Annotated in this window: 10 protein-coding genes and 1 riboswitch; of the genes, 4 read left to right on the top strand and 6 right to left on the bottom strand. The window is 72.0% G+C overall.

Annotated elements, in window-relative coordinates; genetic code table 11:
- Positions 1–324: 324 nt before the first annotated feature.
- A complete protein-coding gene (locus ACZ5SK_RS38840) occupies positions 325–588 on the bottom strand; it encodes a hypothetical protein (RefSeq protein WP_334577747.1) in 264 nt (87 codons plus the stop codon).
- Positions 575–2,161 carry a PspC domain-containing protein gene (locus tag ACZ5SK_RS38835; protein WP_334577746.1) on the bottom strand — a complete coding sequence of 529 codons (1,587 nt, stop codon included), beginning with the start codon at positions 2,159–2,161 and terminating at the stop codon, positions 575–577. Before ACZ5SK_RS38835 ends, ACZ5SK_RS38840 begins: the two co-directional genes overlap by 14 nt.
- A gap of 143 nt (positions 2,162–2,304) precedes the next feature.
- Between ACZ5SK_RS38835 and ACZ5SK_RS38830 the strand changes: the two genes are divergently transcribed.
- Both ACZ5SK_RS38830 and ACZ5SK_RS38825 read left to right on the top strand, forming a co-directional pair.
- On the top strand, positions 2,305–3,633 hold the full coding sequence (locus ACZ5SK_RS38830; protein ID WP_443041238.1) for an ATP-binding protein: 1,329 nt from the start codon (positions 2,305–2,307) through the stop codon (positions 3,631–3,633).
- The gene (locus ACZ5SK_RS38825; protein ID WP_079660341.1) at positions 3,630–4,400 is read left to right on the top strand and encodes a LuxR C-terminal-related transcriptional regulator; all 771 of its coding nucleotides are present in this window, start codon (positions 3,630–3,632) and stop codon (positions 4,398–4,400) included. Before ACZ5SK_RS38830 ends, ACZ5SK_RS38825 begins: the two co-directional genes overlap by 4 nt.
- Before the next feature lie 48 nt (positions 4,401–4,448).
- On the opposite strand, the gene ACZ5SK_RS38820 is transcribed toward ACZ5SK_RS38825, so the two are convergent.
- Positions 4,449–5,534, bottom strand: a complete 1,086-nt coding sequence (locus ACZ5SK_RS38820) for a C40 family peptidase (RefSeq protein WP_468418202.1) — start codon at positions 5,532–5,534, stop codon at positions 4,449–4,451.
- Positions 5,535–5,995: 461 nt separating this feature from the next.
- Here ACZ5SK_RS38820 and ACZ5SK_RS38815 point away from each other — a divergent pair, with 461 nt between their 5' ends.
- A complete protein-coding gene (locus ACZ5SK_RS38815) occupies positions 5,996–6,349 on the top strand; it encodes a hypothetical protein (RefSeq protein ID WP_319672236.1) in 354 nt (117 codons plus the stop codon).
- Here ACZ5SK_RS38815 and ACZ5SK_RS38810 read toward each other — a convergent pair.
- Together ACZ5SK_RS38810 and ACZ5SK_RS38805 are read right to left on the bottom strand one after the other, a co-directional pair.
- Positions 6,327–7,334 (bottom strand): tellurite resistance/C4-dicarboxylate transporter family protein, encoded by a 1,008-nt coding sequence (locus ACZ5SK_RS38810; RefSeq protein ID WP_361707212.1) that lies wholly within the window; start codon positions 7,332–7,334, stop codon positions 6,327–6,329. The two genes, ACZ5SK_RS38815 and ACZ5SK_RS38810, sit on opposite strands and share 23 nt — an antisense overlap.
- Before the next feature lie 343 nt (positions 7,335–7,677).
- On the bottom strand, positions 7,678–8,844 hold the full coding sequence (locus tag ACZ5SK_RS38805) for a C40 family peptidase (protein WP_334577741.1): 1,167 nt from the start codon (positions 8,842–8,844) through the stop codon (positions 7,678–7,680).
- 7 nt (positions 8,845–8,851) lie between these two features.
- Positions 8,852–9,017, bottom strand: a riboswitch (cyclic di-AMP (ydaO/yuaA leader).
- A 255-nt stretch (positions 9,018–9,272) separates the two neighbouring features.
- Between ACZ5SK_RS38805 and pcrA the strand changes: the two genes are divergently transcribed.
- Entirely contained in the window at positions 9,273–11,768 is a 2,496-nt protein-coding gene (gene pcrA / locus ACZ5SK_RS38800) for a DNA helicase PcrA (protein ID WP_468577231.1), read from the top strand.
- A 148-nt stretch (positions 11,769–11,916) separates the two neighbouring features.
- On the opposite strand, the gene ACZ5SK_RS38795 is transcribed toward pcrA, so the two are convergent.
- Entirely contained in the window at positions 11,917–13,428 is a 1,512-nt protein-coding gene (locus ACZ5SK_RS38795) for a M23 family metallopeptidase (RefSeq protein ID WP_334577739.1), read from the bottom strand.
- Between the last annotated feature and the right edge of the window lie 96 nt (positions 13,429–13,524).

Raw genomic sequence — 13,524 nt, 5'->3', positions numbered from 1 at the left:
GCGACCCGCCTGGCCCAGCGGCCCTGTGACCGTATGGCCGTGCAGTCGGGTATCCCGGCGGCCGGGCATACGCCCGCAGGGCACAGGTGGCCTTACGCCTGCCCGTAAGGCACTACGGCTTGGCGGTCCTGCGGTCCTGTGCCTGTAAGGCCGCGGGGGCGGGGTCCCGGCGGATGTGCGGCCCCGCGCCGGTGAGGCACGGGAGGCCGCGCCAGCAGCCAGCAGCGTGGCGGCCCGGCGGCCCTCCGGCCCGGCGGGCCTGCGAGGGCTTGGGGGCTTGGGGGCCTGGGGGTCCTGTGACTCGGTGGCTCTGTGAGCCGGTGGTCAGGGGGCTGTGTCCGTGTCGGCGCCGGCGCCGGTCCCGGTCCCGGTTGCGGCGGCGTGGCGGGACGGGCCGCGTCGTCTGCGTATGGTCCGGGCCACGGCGCCCGTCGCGCCCGCCAGACACAGGCCTGCCACGACGACGGGAATCACCACGAACCACGGCGTTTCCCAGAGGCCGCCCGCGTCACCCGCGTAGATGACGCCCGCGAGGGCGAAGAAGGCGCCGGCGACCAGCCTGCCGGGCCGGAACTCATGACGCAGCACGGGCCACCTCCGCCTGTCCGACTCCGACCTGGAGGTCGAGGTCGATCGTCCCGGCGTCCGCCTTGCCCGAGAGCGGCGACAGGATCACCTCCTTGTGCTTGCCCGGCTGCACGTCCACGTCCTTCTCGTCGTCACCCGGAAGCTGGATGTCTCCCAGCCCCACGTCGATCCTCACCTTCACGGTCACGTCCCGCGGCACGATCACCCGCAGCCGGCCCGCGCCCACCTCGGCGTTGGTGCTCACCGTCTGCCCCTTGACCAGTTCCAGCCGGGACAGGTCAAGCGTGCCTTCACCGGAGCCGAGGTCGTAGGCCGTCCTGACGTCCGCCACCGCCGTCGGCTGCCACGTCATGTCGGTCCAGCGCGTGCTGATGTCCTTCGGTATGACGGCCGTGCCGGCCAGCAGGCCCGCCGTGACGATCGCCAGGAACACCGATCCCGCCCCCGTCCGCCCCAGGAACGAGCTGACCGCGATGCCCACGCCGAGCACGATGAGCGCCGCCGCCAGGCCGGCCTGAAGGCTGGTGCCGAGCGGGTGATCGTCCCAGGTGAGCCGGGTGACGAGGCCGCCCGCGAGCACGGCCAGCAGGAAGAGCCAGCCGCCGATCCAGCGCGGCCCGCGTGGCCCGGGGTACGGCTCGCGCCGGGTGGGTATGCCCTCGGGGCGGCGCGTGTGGCCGATCAGGTCGACGTTGATGGCGGTCGTGATGTCCCGGCCGCGGGCGTCCCACGGGCCCCACAGATAGCCCGTGCCGCCGTCGTGCGTGCCGTCCTTGACTATGGGGTCGCGCCACCAGGACGGGTAGCCGGTGGGGGCCGGTGGCGCCTGGGCCTCCGGCGGTGCGTCGGCGACGGCCTGGGCGGAGAGCGGGTCGGTGTCGGAGGACTCCCGGTTCCGCGACCAGTACCCGGCACCCGCGAGGAGCAGGGAGACGACGACGGCGAAGGTCAGCACACTGCCGTTGTTCAGCATCGACAGGAACACCCCGCAGCCGACCAGCGCGAACAGCACGGCCGCGAGGGCTTGGCCGTCGACGCGGCCGGTCAGGAGCTTGCGCACCTCGTTCTGCCCGTCGTCGGAGTAGGGGACGAAGAGCCAGGCGAAGCCGTAGAAGATGAGGCCGATGCCGCCGGTCGCGGAGAGCACGGCGAGTGTGATGCGGAAGATCACCGGGTCCATGTCGCAGTGCCGCCCGAGGCCCGCGCACACCCCGGCGAGGACCTTGTGCTCCCGGTCCCGACGGAATCTGGGCGGAACACCGACGGCTCCCGCGCCGGCCGCCGCTTCGGCCGCTGCCCCGCCCGTCGCACCGGTCCGCGCCCCGGCGGCTGTCGCGGCCTCGGCAGCCGCCTCGGCCGACGTCCTGGACTCTGTCCCGGACTCCGTCCTGGCTTCCGTTTCCCCGGACGGGCCGTGTCCTTCGCGATCTCCCTGCTTTCCGTGCGCGCCCGCCCGCCCGTGCGCGCGAGGCTTCTCACCCGCGGCGCCCGGGGCGCCGGGGGACGGGGCGGCCGCGTCGGGCGCGGTGCCCCCGTCGGGCACGGCGTCCGCGGCGTGCTGGTGATCTGTCATGACTCCATGGTGGCGGGCCGACCGCCCCCGCGGCAGTCGGAATGACCCTGGTCGGACCCTGATATCGGCCCTGATCCGGGGCAGGGGAGGTGTTCGACCTGCGCGGGCCTCGAAGATCAGGGGCGTCTCGGGGGCGAACCCTGATGCCTGGCCCCGGCCCCCGTGTGACCATCGTTGGCATGCCGGAAGCCGCAGCAGCGCCACTCGTCGAACCGCGGCCCCCGCGCAAGCTCTACCGCAGCAGTGACGGACGCTGGCTGGGTGGCGTGGCGCGAGGGCTCGCCGGGCACCTCGGGCTGCCCGTGGTGTGGGTGCGGCTCGTCTTCGTCGGCCTGTTCATGGCGGACGGCCTCGGCGCCCTGCTCTACGCGGCTTTCTGGTTCTTCGTGCCGCTCGGGATAGGCGGTGTCGGCGATCAGAAACCGCCGGCGTTCGTCGCCACCGAGACGGCGCCCGACGGCCGTCGCAGACTCGTCGCCCGCAAGCCGGACAAGGGGCAGATCGTCGCCCTGCTCCTCATGGTCGTCGTCGCCATGGTCTTCGTGGGCAACGTGAATCTGGGCAACGGCGCCAAGGCCTACCTCCTGCCCGCCGTCCTCGTCGGCGCGGGCGTCGCCCTCGTCTGGCGTCAGGCGGACAACGCGCGCCGGGCGCGCTGGGTGGAGGTCGGTCGCAGACGCCGTACCCTCACGCTTCTGCGTGCGGGCGCCGGTGTCCTGCTGGTCACCGCCGGCGTCTCCGGCACGTTCGTGCTGCAGGGCTCCGCCGCCCACCTCGGCTCCGTTCTGCAGGCGGCGCTCGCCGTGATCGTCGGCATCACGCTCCTCGCCGGTCCCTACCTGGTCCGTATGACGCAGGACCTCTCCGAGGAACGCCTGATGCGCATCCGCGCTCAGGAACGCGCGGAGGTCGCCGCCCACGTCCACGACTCGGTGCTGCACACCCTGACCCTGATCCAGCGCAACGCTGAGAACGCCGGGGAGGTGCGCCGGCTCGCCCGCGCCCAGGAGCGCGATCTGCGCACCTGGCTCTACAAACCCGAGGGCACCGGCAAGGAGGAGGCCGACGAGCCGACCACGGTCGCCGACGCGGTGCGGCGCAACGCAGCGGAGGTCGAGGACAAGCACGGTGTCCCCATAGAGGTCGTGGTCGTCGGCGACTGCCCTCTCGACGACCGCGTCGGTGCACAGATGCAGGCCGCGCGCGAGGCGATGGTGAACGCGGCCAAGTACGGTGGCGAGGGCGGCGCCGTGCAGGTCTACGCCGAGGTCGAGGGCCGGACGGTCTTCGTGTCCGTCCGTGACCGCGGACCCGGCTTCGACCTCGACTCGATACCCGCCGACCGCATGGGCGTTAGAGAATCGATCATCGGCCGCATGGAGCGCAACGGCGGCACGGCGCGGCTGCGGGCGGTCCCGGGCGGCGGCACGGAGGTCGAGCTGGAGATGGAGAGGGCGGAGAAGACGTCATGAGCGATCCGACCGAGAGCGATCCGACCGAGACGAACGGCACGGCGGGAGCGGCGGGGGCAGCGGAGTCGGCCGCGCCGGCGAAGGCCTCCGGCGACGGCACGGGCGGGCGCCACGTGCGCGTGGTCCTGGTCGACGACCACCGCATGTTCCGTACGGGCGTACAGGCCGAGATCGGCCAGACCGAGCAGACCGGCGTCGAGGTCGTCGGTGAGGCGGCGGACGTCGACCAGGCGGTCACCGTCATCACCGCGACCCGGCCCGAGGTGGTCCTGCTCGACGTCCACCTGCCGGGCGGCGGCGGGGTGGAAGTGCTGCGCCGCTGTGCCCCGTTGATGGCCGACGCCGAGCAGCCGGTGCGCTTCCTCGCCCTGTCGGTGTCGGACGCGGCGGAGGACGTGATCGGGGTGATCCGTGGCGGCGCCCGAGGCTATGTCACCAAGACGATCACCGGGACCGACCTGGTCGACTCCATCTTCCGGGTGCAGGAGGGCGACGCCGTGTTCTCGCCGCGGCTCGCCGGGTTCGTCCTCGACGCGTTCGCCTCGACGGACGCGCCGCCGGTCGACGAGGACATGGACCGTCTCACCCAGCGTGAGCGCGAGGTCCTGCGGCTCATCGCCCGTGGTTACGCCTACAAGGAGATCGCCAAGCAGCTGTTCATCTCCGTCAAGACGGTCGAGTCGCACGTCTCGGCGGTGCTGCGCAAGCTCCAGCTGTCCAACCGTCACGAACTGACCCGGTGGGCCACGGCGCGGCGGCTGGTGTGACGGACGCGGCGTCGCCGAGGGGACGGTCACGGCTGAGGACCGGGGGCCTCACACCACTCGTGTAGCGCCCGCGAACGGCATCTCGTCGATCGGCGCGACGCGCACCGGGGCCGAAGGGTTCGGGGCGTGGATCATCTGGCCGTTGCCGATGTAGAGGCCGACGTGTGTGATGCCGGAGTAGAAGAACACCAGGTCGCCCGGGAGGAGTTCGGAGCGGGAGATCCGCTGCCCGGCACCGATCTGGGCGTAGGTCGTGCGGGGGAGGGAGACACCGGCGGAGCGGTACGAAGCCAGGACGAGGCCCGAGCAGTCGAAGGCGTTCGGCCCGGTCGCGCCCCACACATAGGGGCTGCCGAGCTTGGAGTAGGCGTAGGAAACGGCCGCTGCGGCACGAGAGTTGGGGGCGTCAGCGGTGTCGGTGGCGGAGCCGGGCGCCTGGAGGCCGGCGCGTCCGGTCGTCGAGGCGCGTGAGGCGCGGTCGGCCGTGGCAGTGCCGCCGGCATCCTCACCGATCCGGGAGCGCTGCGCCGCCGTCAGCTGGGACAGCAGGCGGCGTGCCGCGTCCAGCTTGCCGGTGATCGTTTTCCTCTGCGTCCTCAGCTCGGCCTGACGCGCCCTGAGCGAGGTCAGTTCGACGCGCGCGGCGCCGCGCAACTGCTCGATCTCCCGCAGCTGTCTACGGACCCCGGCGACGGCGGCGGACTGGCGGTCGCCGGCCCGTTCGACGAAGGCGGCGCCGTCCAGATACCGGTCGGGGTCGTCGGAGAGCGCCAGCTGCACGGCAGGGTCCAGTCCGCTGCTGCGGTACTGCGCCGCCGCCATCGAACCCAGCGCCTCCCGCGCCGAGTTGAGCTTCTCCTCCTTGCGCGCCGCCTCGTCGCGCAGGGTCGCCAGCCGCTGCTCGGCCGATTTCGCCTTCTCCTGCGTGCCGTTGTACTTCTCGGTGGCTTCCTCCGCCTCCTGGTACAGCTTGGCCACCTTCGCCTTGACCTGGGCCGATGTCAGGTTCGGCTCGGCCTGTCCGGTCCCGTCGAAGGCCGTCGCCGTCGCCGCGCCCGCGAGGGCGAGGGTGAACGCCGTACGGGCCGTCTGGCCGCCGAGCGAGCGCTGTCGGGGCTTGCGGTGCGCTGCCACTGGGACTGCACGTCCTTTCGTACGACCGCCTCGTCCGTCCTCCCACGCCTACCGGGTGACCGCCGTGGGGGAGCGGACGGGCGGCCTCGAGGGGAGCGGCTGACGCGTCCGGCGACGACCCGCACGGGGGAGCGGGACGCCGCCGGACTCCTCGGCGGTGGTGGCCGACTGCCGCCCCTGGCCCGGGCGGCGGTGGGGAGCCGGTCACCTGGGGGAGGACGCTAGGCCGGTTGATGTCGGGTCGGTAACGCGAAGTACGGAAGTGACGTGAGCGGACTGCCGGGTGACCGTATGTGACCGACAATGCGGACCGGGTACGTCAGGTTCGCGCGGAGCGCTGACCGAAGCGGTGATTCCAGGACATCTTCGGAGCGGCGGGTGCTATGGAGCGCATATATGCACATGCCGTAGGGAGGGCCGGTGTCGGGCGGCGAGAGGGCGGCTGATTAGCATCCGGCTTCATGGACGTACTCATCCATCTTTTCGTCGGCCTGCACATCATCGGCATCGCCGCGCTCCTGGGCGGCTTCCTCACACAGATGAAGGCGATGGGCCAGGGCACGGCACGGTTCGTTCCCGCGATGCTGCACGGCGCGGCGACGATGCTGGTCACCGGCGTGATCCTGGTCGGCCTCAACCAGGCCGACGACCAGCACATCAACAACATCAAGATCGGTGTGAAGCTGGCCCTGCTGATCGTGATCCTCGGCCTCGTCTATGTGAAGCGGGACGACGAGAAGGTGGAGAAGCCGCTGTTCGGCCTGGTCGGAGCGCTGACCGTGGCAAACGTCTTCATCGCGGTGCTCTGGACCTGACCAAGGCGCGGGCTGCGGCGAGTGCCAGAGCGGCGACGACCAGCCACGCCGCCACCGCCGCCCACAGCAGCACCTCCCCCGGTCCCTTGAGCGCCGGGACGTCGACGGCGGCGGCCACGGACAGGGTCGCCGCCGCTGTCATCCCCAGCGGGAACGCCGTCGCCCAGCGGCGCACGTCGTAGCGCGGCCGGGGCCATGCGACCTCGGCGATCAGCAGGACGGCGCACCAGGCCAGGTCGAGCACCAGGAGTGCGACGGTCACCGTGCGCAGGACACCGGTGTCGTCGCCGTTCCACAGGTACAGGTCCCCGTCGTCGGCCGCGAGGAGTTTCGCCCCGGCGAGCGCCGAGATGGCGAGGGCGCCGCCCGCGATCCACTGGTCCCCATGGCCCTCGGCCACCTGGCGCAGGTCGAACAGGGCCAGGGCGACGCAGTAGAGCACGATCCCGAGCCCGAACAGCACGAGCGCGGTGTGCGCGAGCCAGGCCGCGGACTCCGCCGCGGCGAGGGCCGCTCCGAGCACGGCGAGACCCTGGGTGGCCACGCAGCCCAGGAACACCGTCCCGGGCATGCCCCGCCTCCACCGCCGTACGACGGTCACGAACAGCACGGGCCACAGCACCGCCGCCAGCGCCAGCAGCGCCTCGGCGGGGGTCCGCCGGCCGAGCGCGCAGAGGCCGGTGCCGAGCACGGTCGTCGCCGCCACGGCGGTCAGCGCCCCTGGCGTGCCCGCCTCGGCCAGCCACCGCTCGGGCGCCCGCAGCAGGCGGACGACGAAGTCCGCCGCCAGCGCCGCCCACGCGACGCCCGCCATCGCCAGAGTGACGCGGGACAGCACGTCGTATCCCGTGAGGTGCAGGCCGACCGACACGATCCCGGTCGCCATCACCGCGGACCCGGCCGCCGGCGGCCTCCGCGTCCACCAGAGGCGGAGAGCGGAGCCGGGAGAGGGCGCGGGCGAGGGACGAGCCGAGGAGCCGGGCATGCGCCTGATGCTAGGGAGCACGACACACCCCATGAGCGGGGCACGCGCGCGGGCGACCAGAAATACGCGCGGGTGCAGGCGCGGGGGAGGGGCGCGCCGGGAGGCTGTGAGCGCGGGGTGTCCAGGGCCCGTGCAGGCGCAAGTCGTGTCACGCGGCCGCTCAGCGCGGCCGGCCCCCACCCCCGCCGGCGGCGAAGCCCACTGCCCGCTCCCGCCTCCGCCTTCGCGAACGAACCCCACGCGCGCGTGCGCCCGCCGCGACGCTCACGCGCGCGTGGCCGCCACGCAGGCCACGCGCGCGTGGCCCACCGGAAGCGGCTGGCCTACGCGCGCACGTCTGTGCTCAAGCCGGGCGTACCACGCTGTGGATGATCGACTCGCCGGCGTAGTAGATCGACTCCTCGCGGACGTAGGCGCCGGGCTTCGGGGCGTGGATCATCATGCCGTTGCCTATGTAGACGCCGACGTGGCTGACGTCGTCGTAGAAGAAGACCAGGTCGCCGGGCCGGGCGTCGGCGAGGGAGACGGTGGTGCCGGCGTTCACCTGGTCGTAGGTGGTGCGCGGGAGGGTGACGCCGGCGGCCTTCCAGGCGGCCTGGGTGAGGCCGGAGCAGTCGTAGGAGTCGGGGCCCGTGGCGCCCCAGACGTACGGCTTGCCGATCTGCGCGCGGGCGAAGGCGAGCGCCTTCTCGGCCTTGGTGGCGTACGTGGAGTCCGCGGTGGACGTGGAGGTGGAGCTGGAACCGGACCCCGTGCTCGACGAGCCCGTGCCGCTCTCCTGCTGCGCTGCGGCCTGCTCCGCCGCCTGCCGGCGGGCGAGTTCCGCCGCCTGGCGCGCGGCCTCCTCCTGCTTCTGCTTCTCGATCGCCGCGAGGCGGGCCTTCTCCTGGGCCGTCAGCCGGGACAGCAGTTCGCGGGCGTCGCCGAGCTTCTTCTGGACGGTGGCCTTGGCGGTTTTCAGGTCGCTCTGCGTGTCGGTGAGCGACGCGAGGCTCTCCGCGGCCTCCCGGCGCTTCTGCATCGTCGCCGACTGCTCGGTGACGAAGTCGTCGACCGCACCCTTCTCGCGGTCGGTCAGCCGGCTCATCAGCTGTTTCTGGTCGAAGTAGTCCTGCGGGGTGTCCGAGAGCAGGAAGGTCGCCGTGTCGGGCGCGGAGGCGCCGGTGCGGTACTGGGCCGCGGCATAGGAACCCAGCTCCTGCCGCGCCTCGTTGAGCTTCTGGGTGCGCTGCGCGACGTCGTCCAGGAGGCCGTCGACCTGCTTGCGCTGCTTGGTCGTCTTCTCCTTGGCGGCGTTGTACTTCTCGGTCGCCGACTCCGCCTGGCGATAGAGGTCGTCGACCTTCTTCTCGACCTCCTCCAGGCTTGGCTTGCCGTCGTCCGGCGGGGCGGCGTTCGCCGTCTGGGAGAGCAGGGCCACGGACGTCAGGGCGGCGGTGGCGAGGGCGGGCGTGCGGATGCCGGCCACGCGCGGGCCCGCGGAGCGCGGCTTGCGGTGCTGCGACGCCAAGGGAGGCGACTCCTTCCAGTGCTCCGCCTACCGGGTTAGCTGTCGGGTTCGGGCGGGTAGATCATCGGAAGGGTTGCCCTACGGCCGCCTCCCCGAGAGGGAGTTGGGCCGATTCACCCCAGGGTTTCGGTGGGTCCCCGGCTCCGGCTGGCGCGAGCGGGCGCGTCGGACTCGGCGGAGGCCGCGCGGCCCGGCGGGGTTCGCCGGTGGGGTTCGTACGGCCTGTCCGGCACGGTAGCCAACTCGTGTGGCCCGTGTGAAGGTTGATGGGTGATATGCCCGATACATTTCCGTGACCTCGGGCTGTGATCTCGTGCTTCGAGCACGTCGGTCGCGGATCGTGACGGCCGACTGCCGGAGGGTGGGTGGGGGAGATGTTTCCGGGAGGGCGGCCGGTTGTCAGTGGCGCCCCCTAGACTCGGAGAGCGATGAGCAGCCTCTTTGACGACAGCTTCCTGGCGGACCTCCAGGGCCCCCGTGCCCACGAGGAGGAGCCCCCGCCGCCGCCCGAGGACGATCACGGACCGGAGTCGGTTCCGGACGATCTGTTCGGCGGGAAGTTCGACGTGCCTCCGGACCGGGATGCCTACTACCGCGGCGGCGCCCCGCGCCCGGCGCTGGACGCGGCGGCGCTCCTGGAGGGGCTGAACGACAACCAGCGCGCGGCGGTCGTCCACGCCGGCACCCCGCTGCTCATCGTGGCCGGCGCCGGCTCCGGCAAGACGCGCGTGCTCACCCACCGCATCGCCCACCTGCTGGCCGAGCGCAACGTGCACCCGGGGCAGATCCTCGCGATCACCTTCACCAACAAGGCCGCGGGCGAGATGAAGGAGCGCGTCGAGCAGCTCGTCGGCCCGCGCGCGAACGCGATGTGGGTGATGACGTTCCACAGCGCGTGCGTGCGCATCCTGCGCCGGGAGAGCAAGAAGCTCGGCTTCACGTCGTCGTTCTCGATCTACGACGCCGCCGACTCCAAGCGCCTGATGGCCCTGGTCTGCCGCGACCTGGACCTCGACCCCAAGCGCTACCCGCCCAAGTCCTTCAGTGCCAAGATCAGCAACCTCAAGAACGAGCTGATCGACGAGGAGGACTTCGCCGCCCAGGCCGCCGACGGCTTCGAGAAGACCCTCGCCCAGGCCTACGCCATGTACCAGTCGCGGCTGCGCGAGGCGAACGCCCTCGACTTCGACGACCTGATCATGACGACGGTCAACCTGCTGCGTGCCTTCCCGGACGTCGCCGAGCACTACCGCCGCCGCTTCCGTCACGTCCTCGTCGACGAGTACCAGGACACCAACCACGCCCAGTACGCCCTGGTCAGGGAGCTGGTCGGCACCTCTGAGCACCCTGTCGACGTGCCCCCGAACGAGTACGACGTGCCGCCCGCCGAGCTCTGCGTCGTCGGTGACGCCGACCAGTCGATCTACGCCTTCCGGGGCGCGACGATCCGCAACATCCTCCAGTTCGAGGAGGACTACGCGGACGCGACGACGATCCTGCTGGAGCAGAACTACCGCTCCACGCAGACGATCCTGTCCGCCGCCAACGCGGTCATCGAGCGCAACGAGGCCCGCCGCCCCAAGAACCTGTGGACCAACGCGGGCGCGGGCGCGCGCATCACCGGCTACGTCGCCGACACCGAGCACGACGAGGCGCAGTTCGTCGCCGACGAGATAGACCGGCTGACGGACGCCGGCGACGCGAAGGCCGGTGACGTCGCCGTCTTCTACCGCACCAACGCCCAGTCCCGTGTCTTCGAAGAGATCTTCATCCGAGTCGGCCTGCCCTACAAGGTCGTCGGCGGCGTCCGCTTCTACGAGCGCAAGGAGGTCCGGGACGTCCTGGCCTACCTGCGCGTGCTGGCCAACCCCGAGGACTCGGTGCCGCTGCGCCGGATCCTCAACGTGCCCAAGCGCGGCATCGGCGAGCGTGCCGAGGCGATGATCGACGCCCTGTCCCAGCGCGAGAAGATCAGCTTCCCGCAGGCGCTGCGGCGCGTCGACGAGGCTTACGGCATGGCCTCGCGGTCGACGAACGCCGTGAAGCGGTTCAACGCGCTGATGGACGAGCTCCGTACGATCGTCGAGTCGGGCGCGGGGCCCGCGACGGTCCTGGAGGCGGTGCTCGAACGCACCGGCTACCTCGCCGAGTTGCAGGCCTCCACCGACCCGCAGGACGAGACCCGTATCGAGAACCTCCAGGAACTGGCCGCGGTGGCCCTGGAGTTCGAGCAGGAGACCGGTGAGGGGGAGGGCGAGGTCGCGACGCCGGCCGGGCTCTCCGACTTCCTGGAGCGGGTCGCCCTGGTCGCCGACTCCGACCAGATCCCCGACGAGGAGGACGGCTCGGGCGTCATCACCCTGATGACCCTGCACACCGCCAAGGGCCTCGAGTTCCCGGTCGTCTTCCTCACCGGCATGGAGGACGGCGTCTTCCCGCACATGCGTGCCCTCGGCCAGACCAAGGAGCTGGAGGAGGAGCGCCGGCTCGCGTACGTGGGCATCACGCGCGCGCGTGAACGGCTCTATCTCACCCGGTCGTCGCTGCGCAGCGCCTGGGGGCAGCCGTCGTACAACCCGCCGTCCCGGTTCCTGGAGGAGATCCCGGCGACGCACGTGGACTGGAAGCGGACGGGGGCGACCGCGCCCGTGTCCTCCGGCCCGGTGTCCGGGGTGGCGGCCTCGCTGTCCTCGTCCCGCTCGCGTTCCTCGGCCGCGGGCGCGTCCGGCTTCGCGACGCGCCGGACGGCGGAGAAGCCGGTGGTCGCGCTGACCGTCGGCGACCGCGTCACCCACGACCAGTTCGGACTGGGCACGGTCGTCGGCGTGAAGGGCACGGGCGCGAACGCGGAGGCCACGGTCGACTTCGGCGACACCAAGCCGAAGCGGCTCCTGCTGCGGTACGCGCCGGTGGAGAAGCTCTAGACACGACAGGGCGCAGGCGCGGCAGGACGCCAGCGCGACGGGACGCAGACGCGGCAGGGCGTCACGGGACGCGGGCGGAAGTGGGCGGAAGCGACACGAAAAGGCCCGACGGCGGGGGACCGCAAGCGAGTTGTCCGGTTGCGGTCGCTTACGTCGGGTTGAGCCCGTGGCTGCGCAGCCACGGCAGGGGGTCGATGGCCGAGCCGCCCGCGGGCCGGACCTCGAAGTGCAGGTGAGGGCCGGTGGAGTTGCCGGAGTTGCCGGAGTAGGCGATCGGGTCGCCGGCCTGGACGGTCGTACCGGAGGACACGCGGTAGCTGGAGAGGTGGCAGTACCAGGTCTCCGTGCCGTCCTTCGCCGTGAGGATCAGCATGTTGCCGTAGGCGCTGTTCCACTGCGTCCGCACGGTGCCGTCGGTCGCCGCCATCACCGTCGTGCCGTAGGAGACGGGGAAGTCGATACCGGTGTGCTGGGACATCCAGTTGATGCCGGCCTGGCCGAAGTAGGCGCTGAGGCCGTGCTGGGCGACCGGCAGGGCGTACTTGGGGCGCAGCCGCTCCTTGCGGGCCGCCTCCGCCGCCGCCTTCTTCTTCTCGGCTTCCTGCTGTGCCTTGAGGTCGATGCGTTCCTGTGTCCGGCTGGCGCGGTCGGCGAAGTCGTCGGCCCCGGCGCTGAGGGTCGCGAGCTGGGCGTCCAGCTTGTTGTTGGCGGCGGACGGCTTCACCGGCTGGGCGTCCGGCGCGGACGCCGTGGTGTCCTTGCCCTCGCCGCCGGTCAGTGTGCCGACCGAGGCCGCGGCGATCCCGGCGACACCCATCACGCAGGCCGAGGGCACGGCCACGGTCAGCAGGGCGGAGCGCTTCGCGGGCATACGCCGCCGGGAGCGGTTCGCGTTGCGGGTGGCCGCCCGCCCGAGCGGGGCGGGGGCGGCCTCCTCCTGGTCGTCGAGGAGGGGAAGCGGGTCGCTGCCGGTCAACTCGCCCTCGGCCAGGGCGGGTTCGTCGGACTCGAGGTGCTGGAAGGTGGAGGTGGCCTGCTGGTCGAACGGGACCTCGGCCTGCTGCTCGTACTCCTCGGCGGCCTCGGCGGAGGCGTTGTCGCCGCCGTCGGAGTTCCACTGCGTGGCGTCGTACGCGCCGGTGTCGAAGGCCTGCGTGCCCCATTCCCACTGCTGGGTCTGGTCGGCCGGGCTTGCGCACTGGTCGGGCTGCAGCCAGGCCGCGGCGTCCCACTGCCCGCTGGCATCGGGTGCCGTCGCCTGCTGCGGGACGGCGGCCAGGTGGTGCTGGTCGGTGGACCAGGCGGTCGCGTCGTACACACCCGAGTCGTAGGCGGCGTGGTGCTGGGCCGCGTACCCGTCGTAGTGCAGGGCCTGGTGACCGCCTGTGTCGAGAGCCTCGTGGCTGCCCGTGTCCAGCGGCTGGTGGCCGCCGGTGCTCCACTGGGTGCTGTCGTACGCGCCGGTCGCGCTGTCGCCCGGGAACTCGCCGAAGAGGGGGTCGGCCGCCGGGAAGTGCCCGGTCGGGTGGGCGCCGGTGTCGAAAGCGCCGGTCTCCTGACCGTGGTACGTGGTGAAGCCGTCGTACTGGGCTTCCTGGGTGCCGTACGACGCGTAGTGCGCCGAAGCGGCGTCGGAAGCCGGGGCCGGGGGGGTGATCATCCCCGACGGGTGACGGTCGTTCACCAACTTCTCTTTCGCCGACAACAGGGGCTGCCAGAGCAGTGCGGCGACTGTACCCGTCGGTACGCGGGCACG

The organism is Streptomyces sp. NPDC031474, from assembly GCF_055581185.1.
The sequence above is the reverse complement of the archived record's forward strand: the minus strand, read 5'-3'. Positions and strand labels throughout refer to the sequence as shown.

Coding starts and splice junctions, on each gene's coding strand:
- ACZ5SK_RS38835 (WP_334577746.1), bottom strand. CDS start 2,161: ATGACAGATCACCAGCACGCCGCGGACGCCGTGCCCGACGGGGGCACC.
- ACZ5SK_RS38830 (WP_443041238.1), top strand. CDS start 2,305: ATGCCTGGCCCCGGCCCCCGTGTGACCATCGTTGGCATGCCGGAAGCC.
- ACZ5SK_RS38825 (WP_079660341.1), top strand. CDS start 3,630: ATGAGCGATCCGACCGAGAGCGATCCGACCGAGACGAACGGCACGGCG.
- ACZ5SK_RS38815 (WP_319672236.1), top strand. CDS start 5,996: ATGGACGTACTCATCCATCTTTTCGTCGGCCTGCACATCATCGGCATC.
- ACZ5SK_RS38810 (WP_361707212.1), bottom strand. CDS start 7,334: ATGCCCGGCTCCTCGGCTCGTCCCTCGCCCGCGCCCTCTCCCGGCTCC.
- pcrA (WP_468577231.1), top strand. CDS start 9,273: ATGAGCAGCCTCTTTGACGACAGCTTCCTGGCGGACCTCCAGGGCCCC.
- ACZ5SK_RS38795 (WP_334577739.1), bottom strand. CDS start 13,428: ATGATCACCCCCCCGGCCCCGGCTTCCGACGCCGCTTCGGCGCACTAC.